Source organism: uncultured Phascolarctobacterium sp., from assembly GCF_902463975.1.
Classification (GTDB): domain Bacteria; phylum Bacillota; class Negativicutes; order Acidaminococcales; family Acidaminococcaceae; genus Phascolarctobacterium_A.
On record NZ_CABQHJ010000012.1, the window covers coordinates 1 to 19,121 of the forward strand.

General features: G+C 46.9%; 14 protein-coding genes. 12 read left to right on the forward strand and 2 right to left on the reverse strand.

What is annotated here, in order from left to right; translation table 11 throughout:
- On the reverse strand, positions 1-192 hold a 192-nt coding region (locus RDW05_RS04940), incomplete at its 3' end, for a MerR family DNA-binding transcriptional regulator (RefSeq protein ID WP_307978057.1).
- 148 nt (positions 193-340) lie between these two features.
- Between RDW05_RS04940 and RDW05_RS04945 the strand changes: the two genes are divergently transcribed.
- The 9 genes from RDW05_RS04945 to RDW05_RS04985 all read left to right on the forward strand — a co-directional run bounded on the left by RDW05_RS04945 (position 341) and on the right by RDW05_RS04985 (position 13,581).
- Positions 341-1,147 carry a nitrogenase iron protein NifH gene (locus tag RDW05_RS04945; protein ID WP_304226263.1) on the forward strand — a complete coding sequence of 269 codons (807 nt, stop codon included), beginning with the start codon at positions 341-343 and terminating at the stop codon, positions 1,145-1,147.
- On the forward strand, positions 1,137-2,426 hold the full coding sequence (locus RDW05_RS04950; RefSeq protein WP_307978058.1) for a nitrogenase component 1: 1,290 nt from the start codon (positions 1,137-1,139) through the stop codon (positions 2,424-2,426). The genes RDW05_RS04945 and RDW05_RS04950 overlap by 11 nt, the downstream gene beginning before the upstream one ends.
- Positions 2,419-3,714: a nitrogenase component 1 gene (locus RDW05_RS04955; protein ID WP_307978059.1), complete on the forward strand. Its 1,296-nt coding sequence runs from the start codon at positions 2,419-2,421 to the stop codon at positions 3,712-3,714. The genes RDW05_RS04950 and RDW05_RS04955 overlap by 8 nt, the downstream gene beginning before the upstream one ends.
- Positions 3,715-3,721: 7 nt before the next feature.
- The gene (locus tag RDW05_RS04960; protein ID WP_307978060.1) at positions 3,722-4,693 is read left to right on the forward strand and encodes an ABC transporter substrate-binding protein; all 972 of its coding nucleotides are present in this window, start codon (positions 3,722-3,724) and stop codon (positions 4,691-4,693) included.
- A 16-nt stretch (positions 4,694-4,709) separates the two neighbouring features.
- On the forward strand, positions 4,710-5,747 hold the full coding sequence (locus RDW05_RS04965; protein ID WP_307978061.1) for an iron ABC transporter permease: 1,038 nt from the start codon (positions 4,710-4,712) through the stop codon (positions 5,745-5,747).
- Between the two features lie 15 nt (positions 5,748-5,762).
- On the forward strand, positions 5,763-9,482 hold the full coding sequence (gene cobN / locus RDW05_RS04970; RefSeq protein ID WP_307978062.1) for a cobaltochelatase subunit CobN: 3,720 nt from the start codon (positions 5,763-5,765) through the stop codon (positions 9,480-9,482).
- Entirely contained in the window at positions 9,472-10,497 is a 1,026-nt protein-coding gene (locus tag RDW05_RS04975; RefSeq protein WP_307978063.1) for a radical SAM/SPASM domain-containing protein, read from the forward strand. Before cobN ends, RDW05_RS04975 begins: the two co-directional genes overlap by 11 nt.
- Before the next feature lie 220 nt (positions 10,498-10,717).
- Positions 10,718-11,488 (forward strand): carbon-nitrogen hydrolase family protein, encoded by a 771-nt coding sequence (locus tag RDW05_RS04980; RefSeq protein ID WP_307978064.1) that lies wholly within the window; start codon positions 10,718-10,720, stop codon positions 11,486-11,488.
- A gap of 170 nt (positions 11,489-11,658) precedes the next feature.
- Positions 11,659-13,581 carry a TonB-dependent receptor gene (locus RDW05_RS04985; protein ID WP_307978065.1) on the forward strand — a complete coding sequence of 641 codons (1,923 nt, stop codon included), beginning with the start codon at positions 11,659-11,661 and terminating at the stop codon, positions 13,579-13,581.
- A gap of 126 nt (positions 13,582-13,707) precedes the next feature.
- Here RDW05_RS04985 and RDW05_RS04990 read toward each other — a convergent pair whose 3' ends face one another.
- Complete coding sequence (locus RDW05_RS04990) at positions 13,708-14,541, reverse strand: PD-(D/E)XK nuclease family transposase (protein WP_307978066.1); 834 nt, start codon at positions 14,539-14,541, stop codon at positions 13,708-13,710.
- A 340-nt stretch (positions 14,542-14,881) separates the two neighbouring features.
- On the opposite strand from RDW05_RS04990, the gene RDW05_RS04995 reads away from it, so the two are divergent.
- The 3 genes from RDW05_RS04995 (at position 14,882) to RDW05_RS05005 (ending at position 19,047) form a co-directional block, all read left to right on the forward strand.
- Positions 14,882-15,856, forward strand: a complete 975-nt coding sequence (locus tag RDW05_RS04995) for an ABC transporter substrate-binding protein (protein WP_307978067.1) — start codon at positions 14,882-14,884, stop codon at positions 15,854-15,856.
- The gene (locus RDW05_RS05000; RefSeq protein WP_307978068.1) at positions 15,801-16,811 is read left to right on the forward strand and encodes a TonB-dependent receptor domain-containing protein; all 1,011 of its coding nucleotides are present in this window, start codon (positions 15,801-15,803) and stop codon (positions 16,809-16,811) included. Before RDW05_RS04995 ends, RDW05_RS05000 begins: the two co-directional genes overlap by 56 nt.
- 265 nt (positions 16,812-17,076) lie before the next feature.
- Positions 17,077-19,047, forward strand: a complete 1,971-nt coding sequence (locus RDW05_RS05005) for a TonB-dependent receptor domain-containing protein (protein WP_307978069.1) — start codon at positions 17,077-17,079, stop codon at positions 19,045-19,047.
- The last annotated feature ends 74 nt before the right edge of the window (positions 19,048-19,121 follow it).

Sequence of the window (19,121 nt, forward strand, 5' to 3'; positions counted from 1 at the left end):
CGCACGCAGGTTGACGATGATTTCCAAATCAAGAAACTGCTGAATTGAATAATTGCGGTAGCCGTTTTCACTGACAAAGTCCGGTGAAAGCAGGTTAACCTTATCGTAGTAGAGCAATGATTGCTTAGATATATTAAAAATTGCTGCCAATTCGCCGGCAGTAAAGTACTTTCGTTTGTCTTTATTAATCATAATTATTCCTCATAAGCTTGACTATAATACTAGTATATAGTTTAATATTAAAAGAAGTAGTATCACTCCTTTTTATCTAGTAAATTATATCATATTTTCTTACTATTTGAATAGGAGTTTTTTAGTATAGGATGGAGGTCAATATCTAATGAAAAAAATTGCGATTTATGGTAAGGGCGGTATCGGCAAGTCCACAACAACTTCAAATCTGTCGGCTGCATTCAGCGAAGAAGGACTTAAGGTTTGCCAGATCGGCTGCGACCCGAAAAATGATTCTACCAGACTTTTGCTGGGACGCATCTGCAGCCAGACTGTGCTGGACATGGTGCGCGATAATGATGAGGTTGCGGCAGAGGATATTGTTCATACAGGCTACAATGGCATCAAATGCGTAGAGGCCGGCGGTCCTGAACCGGGCGTAGGCTGTGCGGGCCGCGGCATTATCGTAGCTTTGGAAAAGCTGCGTTCATTGGAGGTGCTGACGGACGAGGACCTGATTATGTATGACGTTTTAGGTGACGTAGTATGCGGTGGCTTTGCCGTGCCTATCCGCGAGGGCTATGCAACCGATATATATATTGTTTCTTCCGGCGAGCTGATGAGCCTGTATGCTGCCAACAATATCGCCAAGGGCGTTAAGCGCTTTGCTTTGCGCGGCGGTGTGCGTTTGGGCGGTATCATCGGCAACGGTCGTAATACACCTAACGAACAGCAGCTGCTGCAGGAATTCGCCAAACGCCTGCACACTCAGCTGATTGCCTTTATACCGCGTGACGTTATTGTCAATAAGGCGGAAAACAATCGCCAGACAGTGCTGCAGTATGCACCGGAAAGCGCTCAGGCCGGTGTTTACCGCCAGCTGGCGCATGATATCTGGCATAATGAAAACATGGCTATTCCTACGCCGATGAGCTTTGAGGAGCTTGAAAAGCTGGTGGCCGAATATGGCAATTAAAACAAGACGTTTTTACAGTGCACGCAAAAGCTGCAGCTGCAGCATGCCGGGCGTGTGGCGCGCTGTTGCCTATATGGACGGTGCTGTAGTAGTTTTTCACAGCCCGCGTGCCTGTGCTCATGTAGCACGCACGATGGATATCAATTCCCAATACCGCACGCTTTCCGAGAATGAACGTGAGCAATGGGGCTCCGTGCCGCTGCTCAGCAGCCAGATGCAGGAAAAGGATGCGATTTTCGGTGGTGCGGCGCGTTTGGAAAAATGCCTGCGCTTTGCTATTGAAACCTACAAGCCCAAATGCCTGATGATTGCCAATTCCTGCGTTGCCGGTGTTATCGGTGACGATGTGGAATCGGTGGCACGCGAGGTGGAGGAGGAATACAATGTTCCTATCCTTACTGTGGAATGCTGCGGCTTTTTGGGTGCGGAATATTATGACGGCTATTTTGAAATTACGCAGAAGCTGCTAGAACGCTTTGTGAAGCCTTGCGCCAAGCAAAAGGACAGTGTATTGCTTTTAGGTGATAACGGCGGCCCGTGGGGCCATTATGCGAAAGAGGTTACCCGTATTCTGCAGGAATTCGGCGTAGAGGTTATCGGCCAGTTTCCCGGCTATATGGCTATGGATGAGCTGGAAAAGGTGGCAGCCGCCGAATATGCTGTGGTGCTTGGCGGCCGCGGGCAGACGCATATCGGCCTGCGTAAGGTTGCAGAGCAGCTGCAGGAAAAATACGGCACACATTATCTGGCCGATGTTTATCCTGTCGGCTGGCAGGAAACACAGGACTGGATTATCAGTATCGGCCGTATGCTGGGACGTGAGCAGTTGGCGCAGCAGGTGTTGAGGCTGGAGCAGCAACGCTTAGATGAGCAGCTGCAGCATTTTCTGCCGGTAACGGAAGGCAAGAAAACAGTGCTGTGCATCGGCCGTATTCTGAGATATTTTCATCCGGGGAATATCCTGCAGACTATCAGGCTTTTGCGCTTGAATCTTACAGGCATTATTCTCTTGGATTCCTATGACGGTGATGAGCGCGAAGCGATGCTGAAGGTTGTGCAGGAAAACAGCGATGTGCCTGTATATACTACGGCTGAGGGTGAAAAGCTGGTAGCAGATGCAGACATTGTGCTGACAACGCACGAGCTGCAGAATAAGGAGGCACGCCAGATTTTCCTGCCGATGCTGCCGCAGGTTGCCGTTGCCGGTGAGGTCAAGATGATGCAGGGAATCTATCAGAGCCTGTGCAGCAGGCTGAAGGGAGGCGTGCGCTATGTCTGAAAAGCAAGGCTGGGGCAATATTTGCGAGCGAGTGGATACCTGTGCGCTGACAGGTGCAGGTGCCTTTTTTGCTGCTATTGATAAGAGTGAGGTTTTGATTAACGGACCATTGTGGTGTTATTTTTATGCTTTACGCCATCTGGAAAAGGCGCGTCCTGATATGTATACGCGCTTTTACGGCTCACAGCCTGATAATAACGCTGTTATTTACGGTTCCGAGGAATATGTGACGCAGGAACTGCGGCGCATGTTGGAGGATGGTCATAAGCCTTCGGTACTGCTTTTGGAAAGCAGCTGCTCGCTGAGCTTAATCGGTGATGATTTGGCAGGCATGGCACGCAAGCTGGAGCTGCCGTTCCCGGTAGTTACGCTCGACAGCGGCGGTATGGTCGGCGGTTTTGCCGCAGGCTACGCCAAGGCTGCCAAGAAGCTGTTTGCGCAGCTGCTGCCGCAGACTGCGACAGCAAAGCCCTTGGCAGTAAATATTTTAGGACAATCGGAATTTTATCTGCAGGGAGCTGCCGATACGCAGGAATTAAAACGCTTACTGCAGCTGGCAGGCTATGAGGTGCTGTGCACTCCCGGCTGCGAATGCACGCTGGAGGAGCTGCAGAAGCTGCCGGAGGCTTCGCTGAACATTGTTACGAATGCGGAGCTGGGTTTGCCGCTGGCTGAATATCTGCAGAAAAAATACGGCACGCCGTATATTTTTGTCGGACTGCCTTACGGTGTGCAGGGAACGCTACGCTGGCTGCAGCAGATAAATGCACAGCTGCCTGCTCCCGCTATGGATAAGGTAACGGCAGAAGCTCAGGCGCAGGATAATTATCTGTTGAGCCGTAATAATGAAGCAATTGCACTTTGGGGCAGCATGTGGTTTGACAACGTACTCGTCAGCGCGCCTGCTACACAGGCGCTGTGCCTCGCACAGACGCTGCGCACGGAATGGACCGATATCGGCAAGCTGACGGTTATTTGCCAGCAACCGCTTAAAGATGCGCCTGCCTGCGACACTGCAGAGGCGATTTATACTGTTGGTGTGGACGATGCTGCCATCAGCGAATATTTTAAAACCTGTGACAATGTACTGCTGCTGACGAGCAGTAGCGAAAGCTCGGTTCTTTATCGCAGAAAGCAGTGCAGCTTTGATGCCTGCAATATCTGCTATCCTACAAATGATGAGGTGTTTATTACCAATCAGCCGATGGTAGGCCTGCGCGGCAGTGCCTATATGCTGGAGCGACTGTGGAATTGCTTTATCCGCAGGAAAAAGAATAAAGTAGAGTAGGTGGTCTATGAAAAAGCTATTGATGATTATAAGCCTGTTGCTTTTGGTATTTACTGCAGGCTGCAGTAAGCAGCAGGCTGCCGATGTTCCTGCTTCGCCGGCGGCGGATGTGGCCTATAGCGTTACGGACGATGCCGGAAGGACGTTGCACTTTGAGCATAAGCCGCAGCGGATAGTTTCGCTTACCTATGGTACGGATGAAATCCTTACCGATTTAGTTGACATAAAACGTATTATGGCCTACAGCCGTTGGGCAGGCGACAGCGAAATCAGCTTTATTACCAAGGAGCAGGCCTATACTGTAGGACGCAAGGTGCCGGAAAATACCGAAGCTGTTTATGCATTGCAGCCTGACCTTGTTGTTGCTTCAACGGCTACCTCCAGCGACTTGGTACGCAGTCTGGAGGGGTTGGGCGTGCCGGTTTATATAGCGCGCAGTCCGCATAATTACAAGGAGATGTGCGACAAAATCCGCGGTATAGCTGCAGCGGTAGGCGAAAAGCAGCAGGGGGAGCTGATGGTGCAGAAGATGGACACGCACCTGCAGCAGCTGCAAAAACGCTTGCGTCAGATTCCGTCAAGCGAAAGGCGCGTTGCTGTAGCCTTTAATTTTACCTCTGCCATGGGGCGGAAGGGCGATTTGCTCGACAGTATGCTGACGATGGCGCATGTTATCAACGGCGCGGCTATTGTTGCCGATGAAAACAAGAGCGAGCATGGTATGCCTGCTATCAGCAAGGAACAGGTGGTACGCATAAATCCGGATATTTTTATGCTGCCGACCTGGAATTATAATAATAAACAGGATGTGCAGGGTTATGCTTATGCCGTAATGAATGACCCCGCTTATCGCGATGTTAAGGCTGTACGCAACAAGCAGATTAAGTTTGTTTCGGACAAATACCGCTATGTTGCCAGCCAGCATATTGTCGATGCTATTGAAAACATCGCGCATGCTGTATATCCGGAAATTTTTTGAGGAAGTGTGTTTGTAGATGATTATTAAACGTGAACGGAGTCCTTTGGCTATTATTCTATTAGCAGTTCTCTTAATTGTTATTGCCTGTGTATCTCTGACCTTCGGCCAGATAGATGTGCCTGTAGGCAAGGCGCTGGCAGTTATCGGCTCTCAGTTGAATCTGCCCGGCTTTACCGAGGCTGATTACAGCAGAGAGCAGCTTGCCGTTATCTGGTATATCCGCCTGCCGCGTATGCTGGTAGGTGTGCTTGTAGGTGCGGCGCTAGGTATTTCCGGCGCTGTAATGCAGGGCATCTTCAGCAACCCGCTGGCAGATCCCGGTCTTATCGGTATCTCCTCCGGTGCTGCTACCGGTGCGGTGCTTTCTATTGCTTTGGGTGCTGCCTCCGGCAGCATGTTTGCTATGCCGGCTTTTGCTTTTTGCGGCAGTATCTGTGCTGTGTGCCTGACAGTATTTTTGGCGATGCGTAACGGCAAAATACCTGTTATGACATTGCTTTTGGCAGGCGTTGCCGTAGGTATGCTTTTGGGTGCCATTACTTCCGGTCTGCTAACCTTTATGAACGAGCAGAAGCTGCAGCAATATCTGTTCTGGATGGTCGGCGGTCTTGATTACCGTCGCTGGGAGCACGTATATCTGGCAGTGGGACCTGTGCTGTGCGGTATTGTGATTATGTGCATGCTGGCACGTCACCTGAACATTCTGGTGCTGGGCGAAACGGAAGCTAAAGCCGTTGGTATGCCTGTTACCGCCTTCCGCATGGGCCTGCTTTTCGTAGCGGCCATGACTACTGCTACCTCCGTTTGCGTCAGCGGTAATATCGGGTTTGTCGGCCTGGTTATTCCGCATATGATGCGTATGCTGATTGGTCCTGACCATCGTGTACTCTTGCCGGCCAGCGCTCTTGGCGGTGCAGCCTTTCTGGTATTCTGCGACTCGCTGGGACGTGTTATTATGCCGCCGGCAGAGGTGCGTGTAGGTATTATGACGGCGTTCTTAGGTACGCCGTACTTCCTGTATCTGCTGCGCAGAATGCAGAAGCAGTTCTTTTAAGATGAGGTAGAAATTATGAAGGTTATTTTCTTGACGAATGTTATTCGCCGCATGGGTATGATGCAGCAGACTATGGAAAAGCTGCAGCAGGAAGGCAAGCTGAATAATGCCTGCGCCTGCCGCTGGATTACAGATGCGACGGTTTGGGAGGATAAATGGCAGAAGGAGCTTGCCAGCTCCAAGCTGGTGATTATGAAATGGATGGGCACAGGTCTGGATACACCGTTTCTGCAGCGCTGCGTCAGCCTGCTGAAGCAGCTGCGCCTGCCCTTTTATATTGATGCTGCCGGTAGCAAGGAGGGTGAGCTGTCACAGGGACTGACACCTGAGCAGCTTGCTGTTATCAAAAAATATTGCATGTTCGGCGGCGAAATCAACTATAGCAATCTGTGGTTATATCTGCAGCAGCTGTTGCAAGGTGAGACTATTACAGTCGATGAGCCGAATCCTATTCACTGGTGCGGTATTTATCACCCGCGGGCAAAAAAGGTATATACCGATTTGGCGGAATACCAGCGTGATTTTTGCGTCAGCGACCGTCCGACAGCGGGCATTCTTTTTTACCGCGACGAATGGGTATGGGGCGATTTGACCTACCAGACTGCGATGGTTGAAGAGCTGGAAGCACAGGGCGTTAACGCTGTCTGCGTTTTCAGCAACGGCATGCCGCTTGAGGAGATGGGCATGCCCAGCCTGACGCAGGTTTTCAACAGCTTCTTCTGCACTGCGGACGGTGTACCGGCAATTGACGTGCTGCTGAACGTGATGAAATTTTCCATGACTACCGGAGGTTCGATTAATCTTGATTATCTGAAAAAGCTTAACGTACCAGTTTTGGCTGCCTATACTACGATTGCGCCCTTTGAGGAATGGAAGGACAGCTTTGAGGGCATGAACGCCATGGAGGTTTCCATCAGCGTTTCCTTGCCGGAATTTGATGGTATTATTCACGGCGTGCCTATAGCGCATAAAAAGGTGCTGGAAAACGGCGATGTACGCTATCTGCCGAATACAGAACGTGTAAAACGCATGGCTTCCAAGGCGAAGAAGTGGGCGATGCTGCGCCACAAGGCCAACAGCGAGAAGAAAATCGCGATTATCTTCCATAACTATCCGCCGCGCAATTCCAATATCGGCAGTGCTATCGGTCTGGACACCATTGAAAGTATCCGCCGCGTGCTTGCTGCTATGCGCGAGCGTGGCTATAAGGTAGATTGGATTCCGGAGGATACGAAGGAATTTATCAAACAGCTGACAGCTAATGCCACCAATGACCGCAGTATGCTGACGGAAAAGCAGGTTGATGCTGCCTATAAGCTGACGGGAGCAGAATATAAAGAATTCTTTGCGCTGATGGACAAAAAGGTGCAGGAGCAGCTGGTGAAGGATTGGGGCGAAGCGCCCGGCACTGTCATGGAATATGACGGCGATATCCTGGTACCGGGAACGATGAACGGCAATGTTTTCGTAACCGTGCAGCCGCCGCGTGGTTTTGGCGAGGACCCGGAGAAAATTTACCACGATCCTTACGTTGCACCGACGCATCAATATCTGGCCTTCTACCGTTGGGTACGCGATGTGTGGCATGCAGACGCTGTTGCGCATATCGGTACGCATGGCAGCCTGGAATGGCTGCCGGGCAAGAACGCCGGCCTTGATTGCAGCTGCTACCCGGATTTGGCGCTGGGAGATTTGCCGAACATTTATCCTTATAACATCACTATTACGGGCGAAGGTATTCAGGCGAAGCGCCGTGGCGCTGCCTGCCTGATTGAGCATCTGCCGGCACCGCAGACACAAGCGGGAGTGTACGACGAGCTGGAGGAGCTGGAAAAGCTCATGGATGAATACGTGCACTTCAGCAGCACGCAGCCGGATAATCTGCCGCGCTTGCAGGAGCTTGTGCTGGCGAAGGTTGCCGAGGCCAACCTGCAGGATGAGGTTACTTATGATGAAGAAAAGCCCTTCGACGAATACGTGATGAATCTGCATAATTACATTACGGATTTGAAGAATATGGAGGTGCACACAGGCCTGCATATTATGGGCCAGCCGCCGGAGAATCAGCAGCTGGAGGATTATCTGTGGCTGCTGCTGCGTCTGGATAACGGCGATATCCCCAGCCTGACGCAAGCAATAGCAGCGCTGTATGGCTTTGATTATTACTATCTGCTGGAAAACAGCAGCCTGATATATGAGCCGCTGAATATCACCTATGGTATGCTGATCGACCGTATCGCCAATCAGTGCCGCGAGCTGATTCGCTGCCTGCAGCAGCGTGACTTTGTGAAGGAAGCGGTTGCTGATGCTCTGCAGCTCCCCTGGGTGCAGCAGGCACCGGCGGAAAGCAGAGAAAAGCTGGAAGTGGTATGCAACTATATTGTAGATACACTTTACCCCAATCTGCTTTTGACGAAGCAGGAAATTACCAATATGCTGCGTGGCTTTGAGGGAGAATATATCGAACCTGGTCCGAGTGGCGCGCCCTCCAGCGGCGGTGCCGATTTGTTGCCGACAGGCCGCAACTTCTACGGTGTAGACCCGCGCTGCCTGCCGACACCGGCAGCATGGGAGATTGGCAAAACGCTGGGTGACCAGGTGGTAGAGCGCTTCATTGCGGAGGAAGGCCATTATCCGGAAAATATCGGTATGGTCTTTTGGTCCGGCGCGAATATGCGCAGTCATGGACAGTGTATTGCTGAATTCCTCTATCTCATGGGCATCCGTCCCAAGTACCAGAGCGGCAGCCTGCGTGTTAACGGTCTGGAGGTTATTCCGCTGATGGAGCTTAAGCGTCCGCGTATTGATGTTACGGCGCGTATCAGCGGTCTCTTCCGCGATACCATGCCTTCCGTAATGCAGGTGATGGATAAGGCTGTGCTGTTGGCAGCAGAGCAGGATGAGCCTGAGGACTTAAACTTTGTACGCAAGCATATTCAGGAGGATACCAGGGAGCTGGAGCAGCAGGAGGGCATGGAGCACGATGCTGCATGGCGTCAGGCGGCCTTCCGCGTCTTCGGCGATGCACAGGGAACCTATGGTGCAGGCGTTGCGGCGCTTTTGGAAAGCAAAAATTGGGAAACTATTGATGATATTGCCGATGTTTATGTGCGTTGGGGCGGTCATGCCTACGGCGGCAAAACCAAGGGCAAATTCCTGCCACAGCAGTTCCGCAAGCGTATGGGCAGTTTGGATATTACGATTAAAAACGAGGATAACCACGAAACCAATATGCTCAGCAGTGATGACTACAATGCTTATCATGGTGGCATGATTGCAGCAGTACGTTCGATTAAGGGCAGTGCGCCGCGTTCCTACTGCGGCGATAGCACTGATAGGACGCGTGTGACGATGCACAGCGTACAGGAGGAGGCAAAGCGCCTGTTCCGCAGCGAGGCTATCAATCCTAAGTTTATCAAGGGCATGATGCAGCATGGCTATAAGGGCGCTGCCGATATGGCCAACATGATTGCGCACAGCTTCCAGTGGGATGCGACGAGCGCCGTAATGGAAGACTGGATGTACGAAAAATATGCCGAAAAATATACCTTTGACCCGGCAGTACAGGAATGGCTGCGCGATGTTAACCCCTGGGCGCTGCAGCGCATGACAGAAATTCTGCTGGAGGCAGAGCAGCGCGGACTGTGGCAGGCTAAGCCGGAGACCAAGGAGGAGCTGCAAAAGCTCTACCTTGATATGGAAGGCGAGTTGGAGGACAGAGCAGATGAGCATTAAAATGTTAGTGCTGAGCCTGACCGGCCAGTGCAACTTTGCCTGCCGATACTGCTATGCTGCCGAGCATGAACGCAGTATGATGTCACCGGAAACAGCGTTGGCAGCAGTTAAGCTGGCAGCGGACGGCGGTGAACGCTTTGTTATTCAGTTCAGCGGCGGTGAGCCGCTGCTGAACTTTGATTGCCTGAAGGCAGTGGTAGATTATGTGCATCAGGAAAAAATTCCTGCCGTACTGCAGCTGCAGACTAACGGCTCTTTGCTTACTGATAAGATTGCGAAATATCTTTATAAAAGAAAGGTTGCTATCGGCGTAAGTCTTGACGGCAGACCGGCGGTCAATGATAAGCTGAGGCTGAAAAAGAACGGCTACGGTGCGACCGGCGAAATCCTCAAAGGTATTGAGGTTTTACGCCGTAACAATATTGCCTGCGGCGTGACCTGTGTAGTGACATCGGAAAATGTAGATACGCTGGAAGGCATTGTGGATTTTGCCTACTTTTTGGGCAACATCCGTAAAATCGGCTTTGATATCCTGCGCGGGCAGGGACGTGGATGCAATCTGCAGCCGCCTGCGCCTGCAGCGATGCAGCAGGCTATGCAGCGCGTTTTTGCGCGTTGCGATGAGCTGGCGAAGCTCACAGGAATGCGCATAGCGATTGCGCAGCAGGAGAGGGCGCAGCTTTTATGTAAGGATTGCAGTCTGACCTTCGGACATTGCTATGCTATGAACGGCGAAGCAGCCTTTGTAGATGCCAAGGGTGATATTTACGCCTGCTCTTCGCTGGTAGGCAATGCGGATTTTTACCTTGGTAATGTATATAACGGCTTAGAGCCTGCTTTGGTAGAAAAAACTAAGCAGGTGATTGCCGAGTCTATGGACTTTTGCCGTCATTGCGACGATTTTAAATTATGCGGCGGCGGTTGCTTCGCGCGTTGGTATGGCTTCGAGGATAAGTCTGCCTATGGCGCGGAATGCAGCATGAAGCGTGAAGCGATAAAACGCATACAAAAGTAAAAAAACGTCAGCGTCGGGTGCTTAACAAAGTATTTCGCTTCGCTGACGTTTCTTTATTAATAAATAATGCGTTGAGTACTGCTTCTGACGGCTAACAAGTATTTTCTATAAGTTTTTTGATAGAACTAAGCTGATTGTTAGTATCTTTTGCTTGACTATATTCTTAGTATATACAATAAAATAGAAAAAATGATTGTTTAGAATTTTCGGAGGCAATAGGGTGATAATTGCTTTATGTCATTTAGAGTTAAGTTGCGGTCCTCAGGAGCGCAATCTGCAGATATTGGAGCAGGCAGTGCGTATTGCTGCAGAGCAGGGCGCAGACTGGGTATTAACACCTGAGGTGGCAGTACAGGGATATTATTTTTATCGTATAGATGAAAATGCTGTGGTAGCACCCCAACCGTCACCTGAATTGGAGCCATTGCGTAATTTATGCCGTGAATACGGCATTACCCTCTTTTTAGGCTGCGGCGAATATGATGCTGCCTGTGATAAAAACTTCAACAGCTGTCTTGTCTTTGGTCCTGATGGTGAAATCATCGGCCGTCATCGCAAGTTGTTTGGCGAGTGCTTGGGAGCAGAGGCCTGGGCGCGCAAGGGTGACAGCTTTACCGTGCTTCCCTGCAGCGGACTGCAGACAGGCGTGCTGGTGTGCGCTGACCTGTGGTTCCCGGAATATTACAAGGGGACGAAGGCACAGGGGGCTGAATTTATTGTTGATATTGCAGCCTGGCCGCCGACACAGGTGTGCGGTAATCCGCTGCCTGCATGGCTGCATGCATCTAAGGTAACTGATGTGACGATAATTGTCTGCAATCAGACCGGTTCCCCGCAGTGGATGGATATGAATGTGGGGCAGAGCGTGGTTGTCGACCAAGGTGAGCTGAAGCTGGCGTACAGCGGTGAGCCTGCGGTACTGCTTTTTGATTACGATGCAGAAGCTAAGCGTGTGCAGTCGATTGCCTATGATGTTCATTATATAAAGTAAGTAAATAAATACTCATAGCGGTATAACACTTTTGTTCTAGCCGTTGACGAGTTGATGATGAAAAGATAAACTGATAGTTGAGAGAGAAAGCTAGTTTTGCTGTGCGCCTGTCTTGAAAGTATAGAGGTGTATGGTATGCTATAAATTTTATTCAAAGGTGGGTTTAGAGTATGAAAAAGATTCAAAGATTACGTAATGCTGTAATGGTGTCCTTGTTTGCAGGTACAACTGTAGTATGGGGGGACACAGCGTTTGCAGCAGAGGATTTGCAGGAGTTCGCGCTTGATGATATGGTAATAACTGCCAGCCGTGTTCCGACACAGAAGGTTGATACACCTGCTGATATCAGCGTAATTACCAAGGAAGAAATTGCTGATCAGAATTATGCCAATGTTTCTGACGCTTTAAGAGCAATTCCCGGTGTTAACGTATTAGGTAGCGGTGCCAAAGGCTCCTCCATGGGTCAGGATAAGATTCTGCTCAATGGCGATGAAAGAGTGCTGGTATTGGTTGACGGACGCAGAATGAACCTTGGCAGCAGTGGTAACAGCAGTGCCGATTGGCTGCCTCCTGTTAATGCAATCGAACGTATCGAAGTACTTAAGGGCGGCGGTTCTGCTCTGTATGGTACCGATGCAGTTGGCGGTGTTATCAACGTTATCATGAAAAAAGGCAGTGACATCGGTAATCATGTTACTGTTAAGGCTGCAGGTGGCAGCTGGAATGCCGAGCAGTACGCAATTTCTGCCAGCGGCAGTAACGACAGCGGCTTAGGCCTTATTGTTTCTGCGACCAAAGAACGCAGAGGCGAATATAAATTTAAAAATGCCAACGGCAAATCTCAGATGCTGAAAAACTCCGGCTATGATGATACCGGCGTAATTGTTAAGCTGGATCAGAAGGTTGGCGAGGACAACCGCATTGGCGTTAACTTTGAGCATATCAATGCTGAAGGCGGTTCTCCGTTCGGTTATTCCGGCTTTGGTAATACTGATAGTCATAAACGTATCAGCAATAACGTTGCTTTACGTTATGATTGGAACGAAAGCAGTGATGAAAGAGGTTATGTTCAGGTATATAAAAACTACCAACATGCTCATTTCAGATCTCCTGTCGCAAGTAGGCAATCTAATTTTACCGATTCTACAATCGGCCTTGAAGCACAGCAGAATTTTAAATTCAGTGATACTGATGAATTAACTGTCGGTTTGGAATATTACAAGACTACGGTTGATAATACAGCATTGTATACTGGTGAACGTGATATTAATAACAAAGCAATTTTTGCAGAAAACAGATGGGAGTTTGCTCCAAGCTGGCAATTAAATACAGGTCTGCGTTATGATCATCACAGTAAGTATGGCAGTGAGGTTACTCCTAAGGTTGCTTTAAACAAAAAGTTTGATGAGAACAGCAATGTTTACTTATCTTGGGGACGTGTATTTAATGCACCTACTACAGATGACCTGTTCTGGTATCAGCCGGGCATGTACCCGACTTACGGCGATCCTAACCTTAAACCGGAAAAAGGTTATGTTTGGACCTTTGGTGGCAATACAAAGCTGAATGATAAGACGGATATTTCTGCCAGTGTATTCTATAGTGATATCAAGGACGCTATTGACTGGGTATGGGATGGCGGAACAACTACCCAAGCTATTAACGTTAATAAAGAAAAACGTCGTGGTTTGGAATTGAGCTTGAATCATGATTTTGATGATAACTTATCTGCGTATGCTTCTTATACTTATGTACAGGTTAAGCAGGACAAGGGCTACGGCTTTGCCAAGGATTTGACTACTAAGCCGAATATTTATCGTGCCGGCTTGAAGTATAAGAATGCTGATTGGCTGTTTACCCTGAATGCTAATGCTGTTACCGGACAATCTGAAAAGAATTTTGTAGACAGCAGCTATTTCACCTTAGATCTTGGTGCACAGTATAAGATTAACGATAATGCTAAACTGTTCATCAATGGCTACAATCTTACCAATGCACGCTATGCTGAATTTGGCGGCTTGTACAAAAACGGCGAAGCAAGATACCCGATGGCAGGACGTTCCTTCATCATCGGCGCAGAATACACTTTCTAACATCATAACAGTTTAACTCTTAAGGCGGCGCTTGGCGCCGCCTTTTTGACGTGTGGAAGAGGAATGCAAAAGAAAAAAACCGTGCGCTTTAGCGCACGGCAGTGAAGGTAAATGCATATTTAATGTTTAAGCATTATTAAGCTCTGCTTGCAGTTCCAAAATCTTGCTCATAGGCAGGTTAGTAAATTCCGCAATATCTTGAAGCGAATTATTTCCTTTTAAAAGCATACGTTTTGCTGCAGCGTAGTTGGCAATAGCTTCGCCTTCAGCTTTACCTTCACTATAAATTTTTTCAGTAAATTCACACATGGCGGCTTTCCCCTCCTTCGTAGCCTTTAGGTAATTGACATGTTTAGATAATTTCCCTTGACTCAAGTCATCTGCTTCTGCTGTTTTAAAATACTGCATTAATTTTGCAATTGAAGAGCCATCATTAACTTCTGCGTTAATGTAATACATATGCAGACCATCATCGTATGTCATTGGTAAGTTATTAAGGCGCTTGGTTACATTGTAACAGGTACAACCTAAATGCCAAATATCAGGCTCGGTTATGTAAAACATATATAAATCGGGAACGCTTTTATATTTTTTGTCCTTGCCCTTTGGCAAATAGCTACCAATGATGCTCGAAGAATAGTACAGCATGCGTCTAGCATGGTCAATTTTACCATCGCTTTTTTGAATTTCCATTTCGTAGAGCTTATTGTTTGCATCTTCTACAAGAACATCCATAATAATATCCTTGGATGCAAATTTGTTAATGACCATTTGAGTACGATTTTCCTTAATGACCAGTGAATCGATGCCGGAAAGGATACGTAAAACATGTTCGCAGGCACCTGAATCAGTAAAGACCATTTTAGCCATTGCATCACTGAATAGGTTCAGTTGTTTGGCCTTTTCAATAAGCCTTTCGCGATTGCGGATGAGGCTTTCCGGGTATTGTTTGGAACTCATACTTTCCTCCTTTAATTATAACACACAAGTAATGAAAAATATATAAGATGGTAGGACTGGCTTAATTTGCAATAGGAAGAGATATAAAAAAAGGCGTTTGCCGAAAGCTCGACAAACGCCACTGGTTCTCACAACCAGGCATGACCTCCGTTGGAAAACGGCTACCCATGCAACTAGAATAATTATAACATACAGTTAAAATAAAAACAAGCGTTTCCTTTTCTTTGTTCTTGACTATCATAGCGCTATATACTTTATAATATAAATTGTTGTATTGTCGGTATTGTCGCATATATGTCAATACTGCAAAGGTAAAATGATGAGAATAGAGGCATAAAGCATGAAGAAAATTTTTTGTTTACTGCTGTTGCTGCTGCTTTTAGTCACAGGCTGCGGACAAGGCAGCGGCGGTAAAGACGCTGCCGCAGACGGCAGCTACACTGTAACTGATGAGCATGGAACAGTGACTACGTTTAAGCAGGCACCGCAAAAGGTACTGACGCTGGCACTCAGCAGCGATGGCATAATCATGGGCCTGGGTATGGAAGATAAATTGGTTGCCGTCAATTATCTTGCCGATGACCCGGTAAGCTCCAACCTTGTAGAGCAGGCTAAAAAAATTCAGCACAACATCAAAAACCCTTCGGCAGAAGAGGTGCTGGCGCTGAAGCCGGACGTAGTCTTTGCTTACGATTGGAGCGACATGAACCGTGTCGAAAATTTGCGTAATTTGGGCATGAATGCTATCGTACTGAAAGGGCCGGCGACTATTGAGGATATCAGGCGTAACGTGCGCACCGTCGCCAAAGCCATGCACGCCGACAGTAAGGGAGAAGAGCTGGTAAAGCTGATGGACAGCAGGCTGGCGCAGGTGAAGCAGCAGGTAGCGGCGCTCAGGCTGCAGCAACCGAAGAAAATCGTCCTTGTTTCGCTGATGAGCTCCTACGGCGGCGAAGGCTGCATTTTTGACGATATGTGTAAGGAAGCAGGCGTTATCAACGGCGTTTCGGCTGCAGGAATCAAAAATGGCCAGCAGGTTACTAAGGAAATGCTGGTGAAGATTGATCCAGATTTACTGATAATGCCGGTGTATAACGACCATGGCAATTTTGATATCAAGAAATATAATCAGGAATTTTTAGAGGATCCGTCGCTGCAGACCATGCGCGCCATCAAAAACAAGCAGCTTTTTTATCCCAATGAAGGCTATATCTACAACTGCTCGCAGGACGTTGTTTTCGGCGTGCAGGAAATTGCTCATGCTGCCTATGGCGAAGCCTTCGCTATGCAGGGGGCACAGCATTTATGGTTATAAGACAAAAACCAATACCAAACGTATTACTGACCAGCTGTCTACGCAGTTAGGTAATCATTTGCTGACCGCAGGCTTTGAGTTCAGCCATGATAAGGTTATTACGTTTAATGGTAAGAAGATGATGAATAGAGCCTTCTTCCTGCAGGATCAGTTTGATATTACCGACCAGCTGAAGCTGACTGCCGGCGTGCGTCATGATAATAACTCCGGCTTTGGCAAGCACACTACTCCTAGTGCTAACCTAGGTTATACCTTTAATAAAGACAGAACTAATGTCTATGTAAGCTACAGCGAGTATTTCATTCCGCCTTCTCCGAGCAACCTTTACAGTGCAGCATACGGCAATCCTAATATCAAGCCGGAAACCGGTAACACTAAGGAAATAGGCATTAACCATAAATTTGATGATACCTTTGTATTATCTGCACATGCTTTTAAACGTTATTCTGAGAATAGAATCGGTTATGTATATCCTAAATATGCGAATGTTGGTGATGAAAAAGCGCGCGGTTGGGATATCCAGCTGAAGAAACAATTTACACCGCAATTCTCTACTTATGTTGGCTATACACATACCAATGTTGATGCAACCGCTCAACGTGCAAAAAATGTTGACGGCTATGTACCGAAAGGCGCATGGGATATCGGCCTTGATTATGACAACAAGGACTTTAATGCCAGCCTGATCGGTAAGGGCGTTATTGACCGTATGGGACCTCAATCTGCTGATGCCGTTGATGCTTTCTTCCCGGCAACAACCTACTTTGTTTGGGATGCATCTATGAACTACAATGTTAATAAGAATGCGAAGATTTATTTCAAAGTCAATAATATCTTCGATAAATTCTATGCAGAGCATTCTAATGCCCGTTATAACTGGAGTGCAGATCCTGACGGACAATGGTGGCGTGCTCCCGGCCGTTCCTTCCTGGTAGGCATGGAATATGCATTCTAAGCATATTTTATAAAACTTAACCTTTTTCATAATTCACATTCCTAAAAAAGTGGGGCGGATTTATTCCGTCCTGCTTTTTACTATGCAAGAACGGAATAATTCTCAAAAAGTCAAGAAAATAAAATAAAAACACTTGACTGTATGAACACTTTACAGTTTATACTGATGCATGTTTCAAGCGATAGCACAGGACTATGAAAGACTAGCTGTGTCTGGACGGAAACAAAAAATAAAACGATGGCTATGAAAGGATTGAAAATCAACAATGAACAAAGTCAAGGCATTAAGTAATGCGGTATTGATGTCAGTACTTATGAGTACAAGTGTAGTTTGGGGTACAACCGCTTTTGCTGCTGATAATCTGCAGGAGTATTCTTTGGATACGATGGTTGTTACTGCAACTAGAACAGAGAAGAAATTAGTTGATACACCGGCTAATGCTATGGTAATTACTAAGGAGCAAATTAAAGATCAAGGATATAGTAGTGCTTTTGAACTCGTTACAAGTATGACGCAGGCTGGTGCTATGGGTTGGCAGGATGATGGTACCGATTATAGCGGCATGTTATCCAGAATTCGCTTGCGTGGTATGGATAATGGTACATTGGTTTTAGTTAACGGACATCCTGCAAACTTTTTAAATGCTTCTGCCTTGAATCAAATTCCGCTTGATCAAATTGAAAAGATAGAGGTTGTAAAAGGTGCTGGTTCCGTTTTGTATGGACCACAAGCTATGGCTGGCGTTATTAACGTTATTACCAAGAAACCATCTAAAGGCCAGCAAACATCCGGTAAAGTTTTTGGCAGTATGGGCAATAGATACAATGATTACGGATTAAATGTTGACTCTGAAAGAATCAGCATAGGCGGGCAAAAATCTTTCTACAAGGATTTCCCTGATTTAATAAGACCTGCACAGGGTGGTGGCGGAGCTTTAGAAGTAGCAGATAAAAATTTAGAGCAACTCTTCGGCACAGTTCGCATTACAGATGACCTGACTGCTTCTTTAAGCCACAAAAAATCTCACAACAGATGGTTGAGCGGAACATTTAAAAACGGTGTGAAGTCCATAACTAAGGATTGTGATTCTGATGCAACCTATAATACATATTCCTTGAATTATGATAATGCTAATAATGGCTGGAGTGCAGGCTTGTCCTATATGGATATTTCTATGATTCAAACATATCGTTATGGTGCTGCAAACAGTTTATACAAAGGCCATAACTGGGACTTGGATGTACACAAGAAAATTAATTTCAATAATGGTAATGATACTTTAGTTCTTGGCGGTCAGGCAACTAAAGAGTATTGGAAATCCGTTTTGGTATCTAGCAATACAGATACCGATTCTGAACGTAAGAGCTATTCTTTATATCAATCATATGACCATAAGTTTAGCGATGCCTACAATATGATTTTTGGTATTAGAGAATATTGGATGGGTTCTTCTAAATTTTTGGGCAGCGAAAGAAAAATTCTTCCTCAAGTACAAGGCCTGTATAAGATTAATGATACTTCAAGTGTATACTTTAATGTTGGTAAGTCTTTTGAAATGCCGCAGCTTTCTTCTAACTTTTATACTGGTCCCAAGTATGCAGTTAATCCTGATATTAAACCGCAATCTAGCTGGTCTTATGAAACAGGCTATAAATACGATAACAATAAGACTTTCTTCTCTGCAAGCATTTTCTATGTTGATGCTACTGATAAAATCATCTGGGGTAAGACAACAGACAATAAGAGCATCCAGATTAATGCCGACAAATGGAAAAACTATGGTTTGGAGCTTAACTTAAAGCAAAAAGTTAATGACAAACAGGATGTTTACATGGGTGCTACTTTCCAAAATCCTAAGTCTAAGTCAGATTATGGTGATTGGAAGACCAAACCAGGAGAATGGTCTCAAGATGAATCAAAGGTTCTGTTTAATTTAGGCACGACCTATCATCAATCAAAGTTAGTATTTGATACACGCATTACTGCAACTTTAAAACGCGAGCCTTCATCTTATTTGTATAACGGTGCTTCTGCAAGCGCAAAGAATGGTACAAATCCTGACCATAATTTGAAAAACAGGCTTGATTGGTCTGCATCGCTTTCCTATAATCCGACTGATAAAGATACTTTGCGCTTAGTTGGACGCAATTTACTCAATCGTAAGGATGTAGTAAACTATAATGAATACTACTGCACACCGATTAACTTCTATGTAACTTATGAAAGAAGTTTCTAACTTATAACTTTTCTCATAACTCACACTCCCGAAAAAGTGGGGCGGATTTATTCCGTCCTGCTTTTTCATATCAC

Excerpts from the sequence above, each read along its gene's own strand:
- RDW05_RS04995 (WP_307978067.1), top strand. The coding sequence starts at position 14,882 with ATGAAGAAAATTTTTTGTTTACTGCTGTTGCTGCTGCTTTTAGTCACA.
- RDW05_RS04950 (WP_307978058.1), top strand. The coding sequence starts at position 1,137 with ATGGCAATTAAAACAAGACGTTTTTACAGTGCACGCAAAAGCTGCAGC.
- RDW05_RS04990 (WP_307978066.1), bottom strand. The coding sequence starts at position 14,541 with ATGAGTTCCAAACAATACCCGGAAAGCCTCATCCGCAATCGCGAAAGG.
- RDW05_RS04960 (WP_307978060.1), top strand. The coding sequence starts at position 3,722 with ATGAAAAAGCTATTGATGATTATAAGCCTGTTGCTTTTGGTATTTACT.
- RDW05_RS05005 (WP_307978069.1), top strand. The coding sequence starts at position 17,077 with ATGAACAAAGTCAAGGCATTAAGTAATGCGGTATTGATGTCAGTACTT.
- RDW05_RS04975 (WP_307978063.1), top strand. The coding sequence starts at position 9,472 with ATGAGCATTAAAATGTTAGTGCTGAGCCTGACCGGCCAGTGCAACTTT.
- RDW05_RS04945 (WP_304226263.1), top strand. The coding sequence starts at position 341 with ATGAAAAAAATTGCGATTTATGGTAAGGGCGGTATCGGCAAGTCCACA.
- RDW05_RS04985 (WP_307978065.1), top strand. The coding sequence starts at position 11,659 with ATGAAAAAGATTCAAAGATTACGTAATGCTGTAATGGTGTCCTTGTTT.
- RDW05_RS04965 (WP_307978061.1), top strand. The coding sequence starts at position 4,710 with ATGATTATTAAACGTGAACGGAGTCCTTTGGCTATTATTCTATTAGCA.
- RDW05_RS04955 (WP_307978059.1), top strand. The coding sequence starts at position 2,419 with ATGTCTGAAAAGCAAGGCTGGGGCAATATTTGCGAGCGAGTGGATACC.
- cobN (WP_307978062.1), top strand. The coding sequence starts at position 5,763 with ATGAAGGTTATTTTCTTGACGAATGTTATTCGCCGCATGGGTATGATG.
- RDW05_RS05000 (WP_307978068.1), top strand. The coding sequence starts at position 15,801 with ATGCTGCCTATGGCGAAGCCTTCGCTATGCAGGGGGCACAGCATTTAT.